The following is a 20,773-nucleotide window of genomic DNA, read 5'->3' on the forward strand; positions in this document are numbered from 1 at the left end:
GTCGTGGAAAAATTCGCAAAAAACTATGCACTACGATATTATCTGTCTATATTTGAGATTATTATAGGCTTAACTTTTGTTTTTTCAAGCAAATATTATTTTAATAATAACTTAATGTTTGTTATAGGGTCAGGATCTATTATAGCGGGGATAATAACATATTTGCCAAATAGGAATACCCATAAAAATAATAATGGTAAAAAACATTTTGAACAAACTTATGATGAAAGGTTCTTTGAGATAAGTCAAAAATCATCCGAACTTGCAATTAATATCCTCTTTGTTTTGATTGGAGTCTTAGCATTAATTACGTATATATATCCAATAGAGGCGTATAAACTATGTACTATAATAATATTACTAATGTTTATTACTAATCATTCTTGCTACACCTATTATAATCATAAGTATGAGGATATAGAAGGAACTTCAGAACAGTCTATTGTTAATATTGGCAATAATTTTACAATCAAGAAATTTTTATCTGTATTTAGTATCGGTATTGTATTTGTTGGAACATTACTTGCATTAACCATAGGAGATGTTTATTTAGGTTCCTTTTTTATGAAACAAATTGGAATAACAAATACATTATATTTTAAAATTACAGATAGCATTATTACATTAGCTTTTCTTACAGTAGGAAATTATAGCAGTAAAACAAATTATCCTAAATTAAATAAAATTTTAAGAAGTGTTTTCGGTAAAATGGCATTATTATTAATTATACTACTGTTAATAAACCCCTTTCTAACAAGAATGGGATTGTTTAAATAATCAGTAATGCTTGTATAATTTCTTTTATAAATAAAAGAAAAATCATTTCATATAATAAGGATTTGGCTCAGGATACCATTTATTATATGAAATGATTATTTAATCATAAAGAGATAACTTCAGTAGGAGTCTAACTCTTCTTCTGAAGTCGTCAATATAGCTTCGCAGAAGATAATTTACCCTTCTATTTTAATATGAGCTACTTACGGTTTTAATATAGGATTTTAAGGTTATTAAATAATATATACTATAAAGCACTGCATAAACTAAAATTACAATAATAAATTCTTTAGTAATATTAAATCGCAGGAATTTTCCAAGTGTAATTGATGCGACAAAAGTATTTAGTGTTGCCACAACGAAGGGTACTCCAAATAAAATCATGAGTTCCTTTGAAACAGCCTTTCTTATTTCAACTTTACTAACCCCTATTTTTTCAAGAATTATAAATTTGTTTTTATCCTCCGCAGCTTCCATAGACATTTTAAAATATATAATACCTCCTGTAGCTGTAAGAAATAGTAATCCAATAAATACCCCAATGAAGCCCATCATACCCATTAACTTTATGCCATCCATAAAATGTTCATAAAAGGTTAAAAGCTTATTTTCTGGCGGTATTTTACTTTTCAAATCTACAATAAAATTTTGTGAAAGGAAATCATTATTAAGCATATATCCCGTTACTTTATAGGTATTCTCTTTAGAGATTGTACTTTTAATTTGAGAATAGACGCTATCCTTAACAATAAACGTTGGTCTAGCACCATCGAGTGCTATAAAGAATTTTGTATAAGTATCGGTTACTTTTAGTTTATATTCTTTATCTCCGCCGGCTAACTTAACCTCTTTACCAATTACACTTTTATCAGAAACAGCGTTGGCTACTTGAACAAAATCACAATCCATATCATTTTTTAAATTTACTCTTGTATCAGATTTTTCATGACTATTAACCTTATTAAATTTACTTTGGTTTAAAACTAAAAATGTATCATTTCCAAGCAAGATATCTTTAGTTTTCACCTTAAGAAACTCCATATTGTCCTTATATACAACTGAAATCTCTTTGTAATTCTTAATAGTATCCTCAAAAATTGTATCTGTATTATTAGTACCATTTGTGTATTCTATAGAAAATGGTCTCATGTTTCTTGAGTTTTCTTCGACTTGATTAAAAAGTCCAAAGCAAGTAATCATGGCACAAAGTGCTACAGTAGTTGTAACTGCTATTACACTTAGGGTACCTACATTACCTTTATATCTATAGTAAAGCTGTGAAATGTATATAATCTTTGTTCCTTTAAATAGACTTTTTTCATTCTTTTTACTAATATATATAATTAAAGAAGTAAAGCTTGTAAAAAATAATATAGTGCCTATAACCACTAGCAATACTACTATAGGAGCCAGAAGAATATTAGCAGCAGTCTTTCTAATAGCCATATAATATCCGTAGCCTAAGAAAACTATAGAAAGGATGCTAATTATCATGGTTAAAAAGGATACTTTTAACCCTTTTTCAGCTTTTTTTGATGAATTGAAAAGATCTATAAGGTTATCCCTGTATATAAGCAAAGAACTGTGAATACTAATTATTATAAACATAGCTCCAAATACTATAGAACAAACTTTTAAAGCTTCTAAACTAATTTGAAATGACACATCAGCTGTAGCTCCTATCATTGCATATAATAACATTATAAAAAATTTACTGAAAATCAGACCTAAAGCAATTCCGCTGCAAAAGGCGCCAGCTATAGTTATCAAATTTTCTATAAAGTTCAATGTTGCGGTCTGTTTTTTAGACATACCTAGTAACATATATGTTGCAAATTCTTTCTTCCTTGACTTTATAATGAAAGTATTAGAATACCACATAAAAAATGCAGAAAAGCCTGCAATCATATAGGCACCTACGATAAATAAAACCATAAAGCTTTTCATATTTCCTAGTTGGACTTTCACATCTGCATTATTTACAATAGACATAAAAAGATATAATGCAAAAACACTGAAGGTAGAACTTAGAAAAAATGTCCAGTAATTTTTAAAGTTTTTTCTTATATTGTTTACAGCCATACTAATTAAGGTCATCTGTAGAACCTCCTATGACTGAAAGAATCTTTAATATATTTTGATAGAAATCCTTCCTTGTTTTATCCCCTTTATAAATTTCATTAAATAGTTTACCATCTTTAATAAATACAATTCGCGTGCAATAAGATGCTACAAAGGCATCATGAGTAACCATAAGAATTGTAGCTTTATTTTTTTCATTTAAATTCTCAAGGCATCCGAGCAATTCTTTGGAAGATTTGGAATCTAAAGCACCTGTAGGTTCATCAGCGAGCACCATAGAAGGCTCAGTAATCATTGCTCTTGCGGCCGCTGCTCTTTGCTTTTGTCCTCCTGATACCTCATAAGGATATTTGCTTAATATGTCCCTAATGCCAAGCTTAATACTTATGTCTTGTAACTTTGTCTTTATAATCTTATAAGGAGTTTTTGCAAGAGCTAAAGGTAGTACGATATTTTCCTTTAGAGTCATAGTATCAAGCAAATTAAAGTCTTGGAATATAAATCCAAGTTTTTCTCTTCTAAATTTAGACAAATTGGGCTCCTTTAGTTTGGTTATGTCATCACCATGAATTATTACACTTCCTGAGGTTGGTTTATCAATAGTTGATATTACATTTAAAAAGGTTGTTTTTCCTGAACCAGATGGTCCCATTATTGCTACAAATTCACCATTTTCTACTTTCAAATTTATATCATCAAGTGCTGTATATTTTACACCACCAAATTTTGATCCGTAAACTTTTCTTAGATTTTCTATCTTTAATACTTCTGTCATTATAAATACCCCCCGTTAAATTATCTTCTGCGAAGCTATAGCATCAACGACTTCAGAAGGAGTTTTATACTTTCACTGAAGTTTTTTCTTTGTTATAGTATGTAACACCCACTTATAGAAGTGGGTGACTTCCCTTCTGAAATGTCGTTAATGTTAATTATTTTGAATATGTTTTACACTCTTAGTATACAAAAAAGCAAAATATACCGCCATTGCTTCGGCTTACATTTTGCTCTTTCACCTTACATTTTTGTAACATCATAGTAATTATCCCATTTTAGAAAATGAATAATTACTTTGGTGCCTTTACCATATTCTGATTCTAGGGTAATATAATGGCCAAGTTTTTTAGCAATTTTTTGAGAAAGGTACAAACCCATTCCACTAGCTTTTAAGTTTTCGTTTCTTCCGTTAAAACCTGTAAAAGACTTTTTAAATAATCTATTTATATCTTCACTTTTAATGCCTATTCCCGTATCTTCTACTATTAATAAAACCTCTTTTGTGGCTTTAATATGTTTAAATATTATGCTTCCACCATTGATGGTATATTTTAATGAATTTGAAACAAGTTGATCAATTATGAAAAGCAACCACTTTTTATCGGTATCTATAATAAGAGTTTCAGGTACATTATTTATTAATTTAATATGTTTTTTTATAAATATAATTGAATGTTTTTTAATACTTTCTTTAATTACTTTGTTGATACTCACTTCTGAAAGGATATAATCTTCAGAAAAATTATTACTTCTTGAATAATAAAGTACCTTTTCAACATAATCCTCAATCTTTTCAAGTTCTTCTTTTAAGGATGAAGATGTAGCGCCTGTGCTCTCAATCAATAACTTTGATGTAGTAATTGGAGTTTTAATTTCATGAACCCACGCAGTCATAAACTCTGCATTTTCTTTGAAATCTGTTCCCGTGCTTCTTGTAATTTTCAGGAAATCTTCATAAATCATCTGAATTATTTGAGCATATATTTCATCTTTATAATCTATTGGACCCGGTAAAATAGGAGTTTTATCTTCTGAATTTTTAACGAATAAAAGCTTTTTAATATGCTGGGATTTTTCATAATAATCTATACTAATATAAATTATTAACATGAAAAAAGAAACAAATATTATGTAAAGTAAATTAGAAGTAAGTACGCGATTTTTTCTGTCAAAATATATAGTTAATGAAATAAAAGCCATGAGAAGAAAGTAAAATACTAAAAGCTTAAGGTTCTCCTTTAAATATTTAATAAAGCTCATTTAATAACATATCCTTGATTTATAATGGTCTTAATAAAATCTATAAGACCAATTTCTTTTAGCTTTTTTCTTAGTCTGTTTATATTAACTGTTAGTGTATTGTCATCGATGAAGTTTTCATCTTGCCAAAGTTCTTGCATTATATCCTCTCGGCTTACTATGGTTTCATGCTTTTTCATTAATACATATAATATTTTAAATTCATTTTTGGTTAGTTCAATTGATTTTTCGCCTACGTAAAGGGTGTTATCCCTTAATGATAGCACAGCGCCTTTATAATCAATAGTATCCAAACTTGTATCTCCATAAGAATAGGTCCTACGTAAAATTGCATTTATTTTTGCCATAAGTATATCCAGAGAAAAAGGTTTTGTAATGTAATCATCCGCACCCGTATTCACTGCCATAATAACATCCATATTTGTACTTCTTGAAGATAAAAATATTACTGGCACCTTAGAAACATTTCTAATTTTATTACACCAATAAAATCCATCAAAAGCAGGCAGATTTACATCCATTAGAACAAGTTGCGGCTTTACCTTCACAAATTCTTCAAATACATTATTGAAGTTATTAACTGCATAGGCTTCAAAACCCCATTTACAAAGGGATTCTTTTATTATATCTCTAATTTTCTCTTCGTCTTCAATTATCAATATTTTATACATAGCATCCCCCTTAATGATTTTACGAATTATCGTTCATACTCCTATAATCTACCTATAATATACCATATTCTATAGATGAAATTAAATCTAAATTAAAATAACCATGAATACTTCATAAAACAGAAGTAACCATGGCTTTTTATTTCTAAATTATTTTGTTAAATATAGATACGTATCTAAGCTTCTATCTACAGCTCCTGAAATGATTTTTATAAATCCCTCTAACTTCCCCTCAAAACTAACCAATTCTAATGCTTTCATATATTCCTCTCTATTTTCAGTCCTTATCACTGTTATAGGGTATCCATTTCTCATTAATATAAGATTCATAAGAAGCCTTGCAGTTCTTCCATTTCCATCAGTAAAAGGATGAATATACACATACCTAAAGTGAAACTCTGCTGCCAATTCTATTGGATGTTTTTTATTCTTGCTGCAATTATACCACTCTATTAGTTCTGTCATTTTTTCTTTCACTAAAAAATGTTCTACAGGTATATGCTTGCTACCACTGATAATTACATTATTTTGTCTATATTCTCCAGCATACTTATTATCTATACTTTTCAATATTAAGTAATGTAAGTCTTTAATAACTCTTTCTGATATATCCGTATCTTCACTTACAATGTCTTCTACATAATCAATTGCTTCCTTGTGGTTAATTACTTCTAAATGTTCTTTTAAGCTCTTACCTTTTCCTATAGTTAAGCCATCCTCCAAGATTACTTTAGTTTCAGTTATTGTCAGAGTATTTCCTTCTATCGCATTAGAATTATATGTTAGTTCCACATCAAAATATTTTTTTAAATTTTCTACAGCAATTCTACTCAAGGGTCTCTTGCCATCTAGTGATTCCTTTTTATTATCTATGATTTCAAACATAATTTCCACTCCTATTCGTATAGTATATTACTTACCGCCTTCACCACTTGTTCAATTATTACTGATTTGCGATTGATGATGCCAATGCTTTAAACAAAAATGAATGTACGCTTTCAATTCAAATAAAACCTTACATTATATCTTTATTCAATTATATGATATATCCCTATAGTTATTCAAGCAGTTAACATAATTATGTATAAATTGTATAATAAAAGTTTTAAGAGTTGGTCTGCATGTTTGTATATGTTAATATGGTTAGATAATGCATAAGTTAATTACAAAAGTGCTCGTAAAGGCCTAATATTACGTATCAATTTTAAATATTATATTAACAGGGCTATAGTGTAGCCTGTGCTACACTATATATATTAAGGAGGCATCTAAAACTATGATAAAAGAAATTACAGCGCGTAGAAGTATAAGGAAATATATTGATAAACCAGTTGAAAATGAAAAAATAATACAGCTACTTGAGAGTGCAAGACTCGCTCCATCTGGTAGTAACACGCAGCCTTGGCATTTCATTGTAGTAAAATCCGAATTAAGTAGACAAAAATTAGCTAAAGTTTCTCATAACCAAAAATGGATGATTTCTTCTCCAGTTTTTATTGTATGTGTAGCAGATATACGTTGCAGAATAAAAGACGATGTAAATGTATTATTAAATGAAGATAGTTCACAAGAAGAACTTAAGCAGATAATCAGAGATACCTCAATTTGTATAGGACATATGCTGCTTGAAGCTGATAACTTAGGATTAGGTACTTGTTGTGTTGCATGGTTTATCCAAGAAGAAATAAGACCAATTTTAAATATACCTGATGATAAATATGTAGTTGGCATTATTACTCTTGGTTATGCAAATGAAACACCAAAAGCTCGTACGCGAAAAAAACTTAAAGAACTAATACATTATGAAAATTGGTAAAAATACATATGAACATCATTCAACATAATAAGTCTCCACGATTTAAAATAATTTAAAGAAATGGAGACTTATTATCTATTATAAACTTAAAATTAAGTATACCATCCCATAAATTGTACTATTTCTATATTCAGCCTCAAGGATGCTCAAGTTAAGCAATGACCAGTATTGTTCATTTATTTTTCTACATTCCCTTAAGTTTCCTTCTATTTAACTTATCAATGTTTCCTGATTGAATATATTTAATATTTGCTTGAATTTTTTCATCTGTCCAATCCCACCACTTAATTTTCAATAATTTTAAAATTATATCATCACTAAACCTTTTCTTTATAACTTTTGCAGGTATGCCTCCAACAATAGTATAGGGTGGAACATCTTTAGTAACTACTGCTCTAGTTCCAATAATTGCACCATCTCCAATTTTCACACCTGCCATAATTATAGCGTCATAACCTATCCACACATCATTGCCAATTACAATATCTCCTTTATTATCCCAAGCATCTGTTACATTACTGACGTCTAAACCCCATTCCTCATAAAATATTGGAAATGTATAAGTAGATATTGATTTCATTGTGTGATTTCCACTTGTCATGAGAAACTTCGCTTTACATGCAATTGAACAAAACTTCCCAATTATTAACTTATCATTGTTAACAGGATACTGATATAATACATTATTTTTTTCAAAATCCCTTGGATCACTATAATAATCATTATATATTGTATAATCTCCAACTCTTATATTATCTCTTGTAATTACATTTTTAAGATATATTGTTTGGTAATCATTACTTCTTGGATATACTTTACCTGAATTTGGAATAACCATATTTAACTCCCTTCATTTATATTGTCTTACTCTTACGACACATTTTTTTCCGATTGTTCATCAATCGTATATTTAGGATTAATCTACTCTTTATGAAAAATGAGTCTTATTAAGTATAAATTTTATACTTGTACCCTTCAAAGAAAATTGTACTCTAAGGAACTCATTATTTATTTTGTTTAAACTTTTGAATTGTAGTTAAGAGTATCCCTTCGTTCTCATACTTTTCTAATATTTTTGGCATCTTCCTCATATTTGAGGTTACTATTGCATCCTCTAAAACTATTGATTTATATCCTTTATCTATTGCTCCTATTGATGTCCTGTATACACATGCAGTTGCATCTAATCCAACAATAAAGACTTCATTGATATGATTTTGTTTAAGGAAACTATCTAATTTAGGATTTGAAAAAGCATTTCCTTTATCTTTTGAATAAATATAATTATTAACAATCTTTATTCCTTCCCTGCGTTCCTTTCATAAATCTGTTTCTCATTACAATTTTATTTAAAAAATTACTATTTATTTCATGCTTTATATATATAACAGTAATTCCTTTCTTTTCACTACTTTCAATAACTAAATTCACATTACTAATAAGTTCTTGTGAATTTTTATATGGTCGTTTTGCTGTTTTTCCTGTAGCATCCTCCTGTATATCTATCACAAGTAATGCTTTATTAATATTATCATTTTGATTATTCAATTCCGTCTCCCTCAATTGATTCATATTTTGACCCTAAAGTGATTTTCAATTAATCTTTTATAATAATGCCAACACTACGAAGGCCTAACAAACCCCCACCCTTATTCTCCATATTCATTCATTATCCCTGTTGTTCTTTCACCAGCCCCTGCTATAAAGACGCATTTATATTCATACTTTTTCACACAGACGCTTCCTTTATATATTTCAATCTATTTTATATTTGTTTATGACACCTTCGTCACAAAATACAACTGTTTCGCAACCCTTTATGTAATATTATTATTTTTTACCACACATTGGAACATTTTTTTTCATAAATAAAGATCATATATTAAAAAAAATAAATAAATCACAAGTATGGTAATATCCCTTACTTGCGATTTATTTTCATATGCCTTAATGATTATTTAATAGATTCTGCAATCTTTATTAGTTCATTCTTTGTAATTTCTCCTCTACCCGATAAACTATAAATACAATTTTTAGTTTCCCAATCAATATATCTATCATCACTTATTACAGCATTTACACCATTAATTTTTGTTTCTTCAATTTTACCATCTGTTCCAGATGCAGATTTAGTGGTTTCATCAGGAAACCTTTGTTGCATAAATATAAACTTTCCAGTCTCCTTATTAGTAAAATATAAACTAATATATTTACTATTTTTAACTTTTGTTTCATTCTTCTCCTTATAAAATTCTGCTCTATCAAATTTATATCCTTCTGGCAAAAACGTTGGAAGCTTAACATCAAAGCAAGTATATTCATTTAATTTACTAGAATCTTTTACTTCAACAACTACACCTTCTTCCCTTTCTTTGTCCATTTTTTCTTGCTCAGCTACAGTTATTATTTTTCCATTCTGCATATGAGCAATTTTTTCACCTTTTGCTGTGAATAATTCATTGCAATTGTCCTTCGTAACTACTTGTACTTGCTTTCCTTGTTTATCAAAAACTTTACCTTTATACTCATCCGTAAGTCTCATCTCTTTTATTTTTGATGGTTCCGTTTGTATAACACTTATATGTCCTAAAGATATAGTTTTTATTACTTTCTCAGCAATATCTTGAGCAAAGGATGTTTGCATTACAGAAACGCTTATTATACATATTGCTGCCACTGCAATAGCAGTTTTTTTAAATTTATTTGATTTCTTCATAATATTCTCTCCTTTATTTTCATTTATACTTTTCAAAATTTTATTAAATACCCCTTTTTTATCGCTATCTTTACTGAAATCTTCTTTTGACATACTCTTGCTAAATTCTAAAAGTTCGCTATATTCACTTTGTTCTATTTTTTTCTTATCCTCTATCCCATTAAAATAAGCATCTATTTCTCTAGAAAACTTATCTTCAATTTTCTTATTGCTCATATTGTTCCCTCTCTTCCTCAATTTTCTTTTTTAGCTTTTTCATTGTTCTATAAAGTATTACTCCAACATTGCCTTCTGTAATATCTAATATTTGTGCTATCTCCTGATTTTTAAGATTTGCACCGAACTTAAGAGAAACAATATTTCGATCCCTTTCATTCAACATCTTCAAAGCCTTTGAAAGTTCACTGTTACTTTCTGCTGATAATATTATCTCTTCTGGAGTTTTTCCTTTTGATACCAAGTCCTTAATTGTGTCAATAGAGAATAATTTATGCTTTTTTAAGCTTCTAAAATAATCATTTACTATGTTTCTAGCTATAGCAAACATCCACACCTCAAAAGGTGACTTATGTTTAGAATACATGTCTATTTTAAACATTATTTTTTCAAAAACCTGACTTGTAAGGTCTTCTGACGTTTCAATGCTATTAACGCGATAATACATATAGTTGAAAACTCTTTTGTAATAGATTTCAAAAATATGAGCAATATCTTCTTTACATAATTCTTCTGTAACTTCTTTTTTATATGAAATATCACACAATGCAAGTTGCTTCATCTTTTTAAAGCCCTCCCTTCTTTGTTTTTTACCCGGCCAAGTAATCTCATATGTTAATACGTAAATTTTTTCATTTCATTACATAAATTTCACTTTTTTAATAGCAACCTCTATCACAAACTATTGTTACAATAATATATTCTTATGTTATATTTTAAAAGCTTAATAAAATACTAATCTAAAAAAACAGATATAACATCATAGAATACTATGTTGCCTACCTATTTTTTCAGATTAGTTAAATGTTTTCTGTATTCATCTAAGGTTGCTAAATCTCTAAGTTGGCCTCATTCAATCAGCACCCATGGTTGCACATTCCCATACTACTTATTCATTCTTTTAGCACCTGCATAAGTTATCATTAAATATATTCCATATATACAGCATACAATAGCAGAAACAATAATAATATTTGTCATCATATTCGTTGTGCCCAACTGTTTAATAAGCTTACCGATAACTTTTAATGCGACACATGAGTGTAATAATGCCATTGCAAATGGAACCAAGAAGTAAACCAAAATCTGCGCTAATATACTGTTATTAACCTGTTTTCTTCCAACCCCAAGTTTTCGAAGCATTTTATATCTTCTTTTGCTATCACTCGCTTCTGACAACTCCTGAATTGCAAGTATGGCGCCGCTTGACACTAAAAAGATTATGCCTACATATATTCCCACAAAAGAAGCCAACATTGATGTTGTTAAATTTCCAATCTGTCTCATTACACGACATGCAGCAATGTAATTACCGTAATTTAATAATTCATTATCATACTTATCAATAACCGCAATGTCTAAATCCTTAAATGTATTAATTACAAGGCCGCCCATGCTCGCATTAAAGTTTTTCACTTGATCATCGGCTAAAATAATGATTGCTGTCGAGGCTGGATCATTTATATTACTAAAATTGCTATATAAACACTCATCTTTTTCTGACTTAAACTGCTTTCCATTTATTGAGATCTCATTAGCTTTTCCTTTTAATCCATTCACAACAATTTTATTGTTAGAACAGATTGCGTAAGATTTATCATCAATCTGTAATTTTTCTCTGCCTTCCATGCCAATCAAATTATTATAATCTGACAGTTTCATAACTGCAATCTGCTGCTGTGTGTTTAATAATTTCATGTCATTTTTAGTAATGTCTGATAAATATTCGTCACTCATTAAACTTTTAATCTGAATTCCACTTTCATAAACTTCATATGCATAGATTTCCTTTATGTCGTCTTTAATAACCGTGTCTTTATTATTCATTATTTCTAATGCTGCTTTTTTATCTGCTAATCCATATATTGTAACCTCAAAAGGCTGGTTAAATTTAGAATTCCCAATAATAGCTTTATTCACACCAATTCCACTTGATAAAATCGTAATTGTTAAAAATAGCATGAGTGTGATAATTGTCAATGAAATCACATTTTTACTTATTTTATTCCCAATCTGCCTTATTGTAAATAAATTTATGTTTTTTAGATATAGCTTATCTACTTTACGTAAGCATTCTGTTATAAAGCTTCCCAATGATAAAAAGAATAAATATGTTCCTATTACTCCACAACCCAAACTTACAAAGAACAATTTATTTTTTGGTTTAAGACCTATATTCAAAATAATTGCATAGGAAATGACTAACATAATAAGCGATAATGTAAAAGCTAAGAAACCTGCTTTCACAGACATAAATTTTGTTTTATCGCTTTTTATATCATATAATAAATTAATCAGCTTATTCTTTTTAATTATCTTAATATTAAATGCGGCAACACATGCAAAAATACTTGCAAAACATATAGCAGTTTTACGTAATGCACTCCACGAAAAAACGAACTTATATTTTGATAAATCTAGCGATTTGTCGCCTCTAAACATCTCTATTGTTACTACCTGTAACCCTTTTGAAGCAAATATTCCTAAAATAATACCGAAAAACATTGCTATTATTCCAATTAATAAAGTTTCCATCAAAAGCATTCTTGAAATATCATTACGTCCCATTCCCAGGCTTCCATAGATACCAAACTCATTTTTTCTCCGTTTAATCAGAAAATTATTTGCATATATAACTAAAAAACCGATGACTACTGATACAAATAGCGAAATGATTCCTAGAATATTTTCCAAAAGATTAAGTATCATTTCCTGACTGCTTTGGATTTGCGAAAATCCAGCCTGTGAATCCAATGAATTAAATGTAAAAAACATGGCAACCGAAAATGTCAGTGTAATAAAGTAAATAAGGTAATCGCCAAAACTTTTTTTAACATTTTTATATACCAGCTTAAAATACATGATTGGTTTCTCCTCCCATTTCTGTTATTACTTCAATGACTCTGTCAAAAAAATCTTTTCTGCTATCTTTGCCTCTTTTTATCTCTGTAAAGAGTTTGCCGTCTTTTATAAAAAGAATTCTTTTCGCATAGCTTGCTGTAAATGCATCATGCGTAACCATTAGTATGGTTGCCTGCATATCCCGGTTTAGATATTCTAATGAATCTAAAAACTGAGCAGCTGATTTAGAATCCAAAGCTCCCGTCGGTTCATCAGCTAAAAGAAGGGATGGTCTTGAAATAATCGCTCTCGCACATGCTATACGCTGTTTTTGTCCGCCCGACATCTGACACGGATATTTATTTAATATATCTCTTATTCCTAATTTTTCTGAGATATTTTCTATCATTGCTGCTATTTCTTTTGGATTTTTCTTTTGAATCGTTAGTGCAAGTGCTATATTTTCATATGCTGTTAATGTGTCTAGGAGATTTAAATCCTGAAAGATAAAACCTAACTCTTCTCTTCTAAACTTTTCTAATTTATTCTCAGACATTCCATCTATTCTTGTTCCATTAATATTTATTTCACCACCTGTAATATCATCAATCGTTGATATACAATTAAGCAGCGTTGTTTTTCCGCTTCCCGATGGTCCCATAATTCCAACAAATTCTCCCTCATTAACGCTAAATGAAATTCTGTCTAACGCCTTTGTCAGCATTCCTTTTGTACCATAATATTTTTCTATATGACTTACTTTTAATATTTCTTTCATCTTTTATTTCCTCCTCGTCTAACACTTTATGTACTAAGTATAATACGTATTTACATAATCCTATATTGATTTACATTTCAGTAATCTTTCAATTTTGAAAGATTACTGAGCAAAAAAATAAGTCATGATTATCATGACTCAAAACACATTGTTCCGCCTACTGGGAATACTATATTAAATTTTGTACCTTCTCCTCCGGTTGACTCTATGCTAAGAGCTATATTTAACTTATCTGATAACTTTTTACATATATATAGCCCCATACCTGTAGATTCGCCGTAGATTCTTCCATTCTCACCAGTAAATCCATGATTAAAAACCTGTTCAATATCCGATTCTGATATACCAATTCCATTATCTTCAATCGTAAGTATTATTTGATTATTTCTTTTTTTTGCTGTAACTCTTATGATTTTCTCGTCCTTATCTAAATATTTAATAGCATTTGTTATAATCTGCTGTAAAATAAAATTAAGCCATTTTTCATCCGAATATACAAACACCTCAAGATTGTCAAATTCTAAATGTATTCTATTGTAAATAAAAGATTTTGCAAAGGTCTTAAAACATTTTTTGACAACACGCTCTAATGAAAGCTTTTTAATTAAATAATCATTCTCAGCATACTCACTCTTTGAATAATACAATACTTGATTCAGTAAACGTTCTATCTGCTTTAATTCAGTTTTAACATTCTTTGTCACCTGTGACGGATTATTGTCAATAATAAGTTCAGCGGATGCTAATGGTGTTTTTATTTCATGCAGCCATATTTCTAAATATTCTTTATAATTATCTGTCACCTGCTGGTATTCACAAATTTTATTAACAACACTTTTTTCAATTTTTCCAAATGTATTATATATAATATTTCCTTCGAAAAAGTCAGGTTCATCAAGTGTCTCCTTTATCAGATATAATTCATTTATTTTTTCTGTACTTTCAATAACACAATCATAAAATTCCTTTTTCTTCACGTAATCAATTGTCATAAATAAAAGAATTGGGAAATACCAGATTATTAAAATACCGAATAAACAGATACTCTCTATATTAATATAGATCAAGAACAGTATTAACAGAATGCTAAGTAGTGTATTACAGCATAGAAATAGCTTCTTATCATTCAAATATTTTCTAATATTCATTCTACTATGTACCCTTGTCCTCTTTTTGTTTTAATAAACTCTTTAAGGCCTATTTCATCTAATTTTTTTCTAAGTCTTGTCATATTTATAGAAAGGCTATTATCATCAGCAAAATATTCTGCAGACCATAACTCTTCCATTAATTCTTCTCTTGACACAATTTCATTTTTTCTTTTTATAAGGCTTGTCAATAAAATTAGTTCATTTTTTGTAATGTCAATCTTTACTCCATTTGCTGCCATTGAACTGTTACATAAATTTATGGTAAGTCCACTACATTCCATCCCCTCTTTAGATTTATTCCCTGCCTCGCTCCGTTTTAGTACTGCATTTACCCTAGCTAATAGTATCTCTGTGTTATATGGCTTTGTTATAAAATCATCTGCACCTAATTTTATGCTCAGAAGTTCATCCATGTCACTGTCACGGCTGGTTACTATAATAATTGGAACTTCTGAAAATCTTCGCACTTCTCTGCAGATATAATAACCGTCATATACAGGTAGGTTAATATCTAGCATCAGAAGTTCCGGCTGCTGCATTTTAATAACATCTATAATATTATCAAATGTTTCAGGAGCTATAACTTCATATCCATAACGCTCCAATAATACTTTTAATTCCGTTCTAAGCCTTTGTGTATCTTCAACAACTAGTATTTTACTCATATTAAATTCCTCTTTATATGTTTTTATTTTGTGCTTTATACTTTGCCAATACTTTAGGCTTTTGGCGCATCCACTGGTTACTATATTTTTTACAAATAATATTACTACCATATATCCATGCAACAACTTCTAGTGTTTCTTTATTATCTTCGGTATATTTTACCAATAAAAAACACTAATAGCAATCAGATTTTTGCTAATAAAGAAGGAGAGGTTTCCCTCTCCAATATTCTATTAATGTCCTTATATGGATATTAAAAACTACCATATTAGAAAACCAGGCACATCATAGATAATAATTCCATGATGTGCCTGGCCTTTTAATATATTTATAATTTATGTTTATTTGCATATCCTGTAAGCATCAGTGTTAACGCACCATCCCCAGTAACATTACACGCAGTACCAAAGCTATCTTGCAACGCAAAAATTGTAATCATTAGTGCAGTACCCGTTTCATTGAAACCTAAAACGCTTACGATAAGACCTAAAGAAGCCAAAACAGTTCCTCCAGGAACACCAGGAGCACCTATTGCGAAAATACCAAGTAGAATAACGAATACTACCATAGATGTAAGATTTGGAAGCTTTCCATAAAGAATTTGTGAAACAGTCATAACAAAAAAAACTTCAGTTAAAACAGAACCACAAAGGTGAATATTTGCAAACAGAGGAATACCAAAGTCTACCATATCCGGTCTCAGTGAATCTGATTTTTTTGCACATGATAATGCAACCGGTAGTGTAGCAGCTGAAGACATTGTCCCAACTGCTGTTAAGTATGCAGGACCATAGTGTTTTAAAACAGACATAGGGTTTTTACCTGCGTATATACCAGCAATGCCGTATAAAGCAGTAAGCCAGATAATATGCCCAACAATTGCTATTAAAACGACACCTAAGAAAATAGGAAGTTGTTTTGTGACAGATCCCTCATAAGCAAGAGTCGCAAATGTTGAAGCTATGAAAACAGGAAGAATAGGAATGACTATTCTTGTAACAATTTCTAAAACCATGTTTTGAAATTCATCTAAAGCGGTTTCAATTGTATTAGCGCTTGTCCATGTTGCAGCTAATCCAATAACCATAGAGAATACTAATGCACTCATAACTGGCATAATTTGAGGTATATCAAGTTTGAAGATTAATGCAGGTAGCTCTTTTAATCCCTCAGTAGCAGGTGTTATTGAAAGACTTGGTATAATTGCATATCCAGCGATTGCTGACATAGTTGCAGCACCAATTGAGGATACATAAGCTATAAAAACAGCAATACCTAACATTTTTGTAGCATTCTGTTTTAGCTTAGTGATAGATGGTGCTATAAATCCAATGATGATAAGTGGTACAGCAAAGAAGATTATTTGTCCTAGTATATATTTAATGGTAACAATTACAACCATTAAGCTTTTAGGACATACTAAACCAATACCTAACCCTAGTGCTACACCGACAATTAGTTTGATAATTAAGTTATTAGATTTTTTTTTCATAGTTTTCCCCCCTACCGTTATTACGATTAAAAAATGTATTTTTATTTCCATTTTTTTTATATCATCAAGTATAACATTAAATCATCACCTGCGGTGCTACAATATTAACGACTTCAGAAGGATATTTATACTCTCACTGAAGTTTTCTCTTTGTTAATGTATATAACTCCCACTTATAGTAGTGGGAGACTTGACTTCTGAAATGTCGTTAAAATTAAAATAAATTCAAAATGATGGTAATTTGTTTGCTTTACGATATAATAAAGGTACTAGTTATTCAATTGTATTGTATAAATATATAATATCATGGAAAATATAAGCCGTTTGCAACAAGGAATGAACGTAATATTGGAATGACTTAGAGTAAAACCACTTTAAGTATTTCTGTTTATTTTAAAGTAAATGAGTGAAAGTAGAGGGTCTTTATGAAAATAAACATTAAGTATATATTGAGTTTTATTATTTTATTGATAACTGAAACAATTATTGCACTTTTTATAAATGACACCATTATTCGACCATACATTGGAGATATTCTGGTAGTTATTTTAATGTACACCTTCATAAGAGGGTTTATACAAAAACCAATAAAGTTTTTACCTATTTACCTATTCTTTTTTGCTTCAGCCGTAGAATTGGGTCAATATTATCATATTGTAGATTTGCTACATTTAGAAAACAATAAAATGATTTCAACAATTATCGGAACTTCATTTGATATAAAAGATATTGTATGCTACCTAATTGGAAGCATACTTTTGGTTGTGTGGGAAAAAATCACAAGATATACTATTATAAATAAGCCTTTAGATAGGTGGTGATGTTAACGACATTTCAGAAGGGAAGTCTCCCACTTATATAAGTGGGAGTATAAATCCCCTTCTGAAGTCGTTAATCTTTCAGCTCCGAAGGAGATGATTTAATTGAAAATACTAATTATCAATGGGAGTGCACATAAAGGAAATACCTGGGCACTTGTGGAAATAGTAAAAAAACATATGCAAGAACTTTCAGATAGAAATATAGATTTTGACGAGGTACATTTAAAAGAAATAGGACTCCCCTTTTGTGCCGGATGTAGTTCATGCTTTATTAGAGGAAATAAAAGTTGCCCTCATCACTTGGAAGTGCAAAAACTTATTGATAAAATTGAAGAAAATGATGCGACAATTATTGCGAGTCCTTGCTATAGCAATCATGTGAGCGCATTGATGAAGAATTTTATAGATCATTTGGCTTTTAAAACTCACAGACCAAGCTTTTTCAGAAAGAAAATGCTCGCGGTATCCACTGCAGGTGGAAATGGCGCTAAAAGCTGTACCAAATACTTAAGAGAAACATTTATGTGTTGGGGATTTAATCGTGGATATGAACTTCCAGTTATATCGAATAGTTACGGAGAGTATGAACCTCCGCAAAAAGTGACTAAAAGATGCGAAAGAGTTGCTGAGAAATTCTACAAGGACGTTGATAGTGAGAAGTTATATTCTCCAACATTTGTGAATTTATTGGTTTATAATATTTTTCGTGGGATGAGCCATGCTGGAACTGAGGATGAATTTTATGACAATAAGTATTGGAAAGAAACTGGACTAGTTGATGTTGCATATGCGACAAAAATACCCCTTCCTTTTTAGAGGCCACTGAAAAACTATATGAAAAATCGTCATCTAATTAAAGATGGCGATTTTTTTATATAAAAGACTAAAAAACAAAAAGGAATTTTAAAAGATATGTCGAATTAGTATAGTAGAATAAAATAAAAGGGGCTAAACTATTATGCTAAAAGGACAATTGGAAATAAAAATAAATACATACCATAGCTTATATTCGTTAATTATTCCGAAAGATAACATTTTAAAGCAAATTAATGACCTTGTTGACTTTTCATTTGTTTATGACGAATTGATGATTAACTATAGTTCATCTATGGGTAGAGGTGCTATTAACCCCATAATGCTATTTAAATATTTACTTTTGAAAGTAATATATGAATTGTCTGATGAAGATGTTGTTGAAAGAACTCTTTATGACATGTCCTTTAAATATTTTCTAAATTTAGCCCCAGAAGAAACAAATTTAATAAACTCAAGTACACTAACTAAATTTAGAAAGCTTCGCCTTAAAGACATGAATTTATTGGATTTATTAATAAACAAGACTGTAGAACTTGCTATAAAAGAGGGAGTTTTAAAAAGTAAAGCAATAATAGTTGATGCTACGCATACCAAGTCACGTTATAACCAAAAGTCAGCAAGCGAGGAATTATTGAAACGTGCAAAAAACTTAAGAAAAACATTGTACGGAGTACATCCTGGTATTAAAGAAGAGTTACCTAATAAAGTTACAACTGGAGTACTTGAAGATATTCTTGAGTACTGCAAATTATTAATTGATACCATAAACGAGAAGCCAGAAACTGCAGCAAATCCAGCTGTGAAAACTAAATTAAACTACTTAATGGAAGCTATTAATGATGACTTAGAAAATCTAAAAATATCAAAAGATGAGGATGCAAAAGTGGGGCATAAAACTGAGGATAGTTCTTTTTTTGGATATAAATCACACCTTGCTATGAGTGAAGAACGTTTAATTACAGCAGCTGTTATTACAACTGGCGAAAAAAGTGATGGAAAGGAGCTCATAACCTTAATAGAAAAAAGCCGTGAGGCTGGTATAGATGTAAATGAAGTAATTGGAGATACAGCTTATTCTGAAAAGAAAAACCTAGAATATACAAAAGAAAATAAAATTGCATTAATTTCAAGACTAAATCCTGTAATTTCACAAGGAATGCGAAAAAAAGAAGATGAATTTGAGTTTAATAAAGATGCTGGTTTATTTGTATGTCCGGCAGGTCATATGGCTATTAAAAAAGCAAAACAGGGAAAGAAGAATGTTGGTAAAAATCAAGTGCTAACCTACTATTTTAATGTAGAAAAGTGTAAAAATTGTGTTCATAAAGATGGGTGTTATAAAGAAGGCGCTAAATCTAAAACTTATTCAGTTTCAATAAAGTCAAATACTCACAAAGATCAAATAGAGTTCGAAAAAAGTGAATATTTTAAAAAACGAGCTAGGGAACGTTATATGATAGAGGCTAAAAACAGTGAACTTAAGCACCAACATAGCTATGATGTAGCAATATCGTCAGGCTTAATTAGTATGCAAATTCAAGGTGCATTATCAATCTTCACTGTGAATCTAAAGAGAATAATTAAGTTGAAAAGCATGAAATAGGGCTTTTAAAACTTAATTATAAAATAAAAAGCATGAGATATCCAAAATATGAATATCTCATGCTTTTTCTATTCAAGCTTGAAAACTCTACTAAATAAAGAGTGCTTTTTTCAGCGGCCTCCCTTTTTACAAATGTTTTTTTGGAAATATCACATATTCCTTTGCGAAGAGGATGGGGGCAAAGACAAAATTGACTTACAGGAAATAGAAATTTTTATAAAAAGATCCTATTGTTTTTTACAAATGTAATATTGTCCATAATATATGTTATAATGTTTAAAAATAGCAAG

Annotated in this window: 21 protein-coding genes; 5 read left to right on the forward strand and 16 right to left on the reverse strand. The window is 29.8% G+C overall.

Going from position 1 to position 20,773, the window contains the following annotated elements; all coding sequences use genetic code 11:
* The first annotated feature begins 3 nt into the window (after positions 1 to 3).
* Positions 4 to 777, forward strand: coding sequence for a DUF2178 domain-containing protein (locus tag ACWJKE_RS06175; RefSeq protein WP_462959267.1), 774 nt, complete (start codon positions 4 to 6; stop codon positions 775 to 777).
* A 189-nt stretch (positions 778 to 966) separates the two neighbouring features.
* Here ACWJKE_RS06175 and ACWJKE_RS06180 read toward each other — a convergent pair whose 3' ends face one another.
* The 5 genes from ACWJKE_RS06180 to ACWJKE_RS06200 all read right to left on the reverse strand — a co-directional run bounded on the left by ACWJKE_RS06180 (position 967) and on the right by ACWJKE_RS06200 (position 6,452).
* Positions 967 to 2,874, reverse strand: a complete 1,908-nt coding sequence (locus tag ACWJKE_RS06180; protein ID WP_462959268.1) for an FtsX-like permease family protein — start codon at positions 2,872 to 2,874, stop codon at positions 967 to 969.
* The gene (locus ACWJKE_RS06185) at positions 2,861 to 3,634 is read right to left on the reverse strand and encodes an ABC transporter ATP-binding protein (RefSeq protein WP_462959269.1); all 774 of its coding nucleotides are present in this window, start codon (positions 3,632 to 3,634) and stop codon (positions 2,861 to 2,863) included. Before ACWJKE_RS06185 ends, ACWJKE_RS06180 begins: the two co-directional genes overlap by 14 nt.
* A gap of 242 nt (positions 3,635 to 3,876) precedes the next feature.
* Complete coding sequence (locus ACWJKE_RS06190) at positions 3,877 to 4,896, reverse strand: sensor histidine kinase (protein ID WP_462959270.1); 1,020 nt, start codon at positions 4,894 to 4,896, stop codon at positions 3,877 to 3,879.
* Entirely contained in the window at positions 4,893 to 5,567 is a 675-nt protein-coding gene (locus tag ACWJKE_RS06195; protein WP_220287533.1) for a response regulator transcription factor, read from the reverse strand. The genes ACWJKE_RS06190 and ACWJKE_RS06195 overlap by 4 nt, the downstream gene beginning before the upstream one ends.
* Before the next feature lie 150 nt (positions 5,568 to 5,717).
* Complete coding sequence (locus ACWJKE_RS06200) at positions 5,718 to 6,452, reverse strand: Fic family protein (protein WP_220287531.1); 735 nt, start codon at positions 6,450 to 6,452, stop codon at positions 5,718 to 5,720.
* A gap of 391 nt (positions 6,453 to 6,843) precedes the next feature.
* On the opposite strand from ACWJKE_RS06200, the gene ACWJKE_RS06205 reads away from it, so the two are divergent.
* Entirely contained in the window at positions 6,844 to 7,383 is a 540-nt protein-coding gene (locus tag ACWJKE_RS06205) for a nitroreductase family protein (protein ID WP_220287528.1), read from the forward strand.
* 184 nt (positions 7,384 to 7,567) lie between these two features.
* Here the strand turns inward: ACWJKE_RS06205 and ACWJKE_RS06210 are convergent, their stop codons facing one another.
* The 11 genes from ACWJKE_RS06210 to ACWJKE_RS06260 all read right to left on the reverse strand — a co-directional run bounded on the left by ACWJKE_RS06210 (position 7,568) and on the right by ACWJKE_RS06260 (position 17,243).
* Positions 7,568 to 8,221: a CatB-related O-acetyltransferase gene (locus ACWJKE_RS06210; RefSeq protein ID WP_220287526.1), complete on the reverse strand. Its 654-nt coding sequence runs from the start codon at positions 8,219 to 8,221 to the stop codon at positions 7,568 to 7,570.
* A 166-nt stretch (positions 8,222 to 8,387) separates the two neighbouring features.
* A complete protein-coding gene (locus tag ACWJKE_RS06215) occupies positions 8,388 to 8,684 on the reverse strand; it encodes an isochorismatase family protein (RefSeq protein ID WP_220287555.1) in 297 nt (98 codons plus the stop codon).
* Positions 8,671 to 8,931: an isochorismatase family protein gene (locus tag ACWJKE_RS06220; RefSeq protein ID WP_220287523.1), complete on the reverse strand. Its 261-nt coding sequence runs from the start codon at positions 8,929 to 8,931 to the stop codon at positions 8,671 to 8,673. The genes ACWJKE_RS06215 and ACWJKE_RS06220 overlap by 14 nt, the downstream gene beginning before the upstream one ends.
* Before the next feature lie 406 nt (positions 8,932 to 9,337).
* Positions 9,338 to 10,315: a DUF4367 domain-containing protein gene (locus ACWJKE_RS06225; RefSeq protein ID WP_220287521.1), complete on the reverse strand. Its 978-nt coding sequence runs from the start codon at positions 10,313 to 10,315 to the stop codon at positions 9,338 to 9,340.
* A complete protein-coding gene (locus tag ACWJKE_RS06230) occupies positions 10,305 to 10,877 on the reverse strand; it encodes a sigma-70 family RNA polymerase sigma factor (RefSeq protein ID WP_220287519.1) in 573 nt (190 codons plus the stop codon). Before ACWJKE_RS06230 ends, ACWJKE_RS06225 begins: the two co-directional genes overlap by 11 nt.
* 323 nt (positions 10,878 to 11,200) lie before the next feature.
* Positions 11,201 to 13,177: an ABC transporter permease gene (locus ACWJKE_RS06235; protein ID WP_220287517.1), complete on the reverse strand. Its 1,977-nt coding sequence runs from the start codon at positions 13,175 to 13,177 to the stop codon at positions 11,201 to 11,203.
* Positions 13,167 to 13,934 (reverse strand): ABC transporter ATP-binding protein, encoded by a 768-nt coding sequence (locus ACWJKE_RS06240; RefSeq protein ID WP_216302971.1) that lies wholly within the window; start codon positions 13,932 to 13,934, stop codon positions 13,167 to 13,169. Before ACWJKE_RS06240 ends, ACWJKE_RS06235 begins: the two co-directional genes overlap by 11 nt.
* 131 nt (positions 13,935 to 14,065) lie before the next feature.
* The gene (locus ACWJKE_RS06245) at positions 14,066 to 14,926 is read right to left on the reverse strand and encodes a sensor histidine kinase (RefSeq protein ID WP_258280709.1); all 861 of its coding nucleotides are present in this window, start codon (positions 14,924 to 14,926) and stop codon (positions 14,066 to 14,068) included.
* A gap of 152 nt (positions 14,927 to 15,078) precedes the next feature.
* Complete coding sequence (locus ACWJKE_RS06250) at positions 15,079 to 15,750, reverse strand: response regulator transcription factor (RefSeq protein ID WP_216302969.1); 672 nt, start codon at positions 15,748 to 15,750, stop codon at positions 15,079 to 15,081.
* A gap of 13 nt (positions 15,751 to 15,763) precedes the next feature.
* On the reverse strand, positions 15,764 to 15,916 hold the full coding sequence (locus ACWJKE_RS06255; protein ID WP_220287513.1) for a hypothetical protein: 153 nt from the start codon (positions 15,914 to 15,916) through the stop codon (positions 15,764 to 15,766).
* Between the two features lie 163 nt (positions 15,917 to 16,079).
* Positions 16,080 to 17,243 carry a dicarboxylate/amino acid:cation symporter gene (locus tag ACWJKE_RS06260; protein ID WP_462959271.1) on the reverse strand — a complete coding sequence of 388 codons (1,164 nt, stop codon included), beginning with the start codon at positions 17,241 to 17,243 and terminating at the stop codon, positions 16,080 to 16,082.
* 425 nt (positions 17,244 to 17,668) lie between these two features.
* Between ACWJKE_RS06260 and ACWJKE_RS06265 the strand changes: the two genes are divergently transcribed.
* From ACWJKE_RS06265 to ACWJKE_RS06275, 3 genes are all read left to right on the forward strand, one after another.
* The gene (locus tag ACWJKE_RS06265; protein ID WP_216302967.1) at positions 17,669 to 18,064 is read left to right on the forward strand and encodes a ribosomal maturation YjgA family protein; all 396 of its coding nucleotides are present in this window, start codon (positions 17,669 to 17,671) and stop codon (positions 18,062 to 18,064) included.
* Between the two features lie 102 nt (positions 18,065 to 18,166).
* Positions 18,167 to 18,880 carry an NAD(P)H-dependent oxidoreductase gene (locus tag ACWJKE_RS06270; RefSeq protein WP_220287512.1) on the forward strand — a complete coding sequence of 238 codons (714 nt, stop codon included), beginning with the start codon at positions 18,167 to 18,169 and terminating at the stop codon, positions 18,878 to 18,880.
* 142 nt (positions 18,881 to 19,022) lie between these two features.
* A complete protein-coding gene (locus ACWJKE_RS06275; RefSeq protein WP_462952569.1) occupies positions 19,023 to 20,483 on the forward strand; it encodes an IS1182 family transposase in 1,461 nt (486 codons plus the stop codon).
* The last annotated feature ends 290 nt before the right edge of the window (positions 20,484 to 20,773 follow it).

This window comes from Clostridium sp. CM036 (assembly GCF_055081135.1).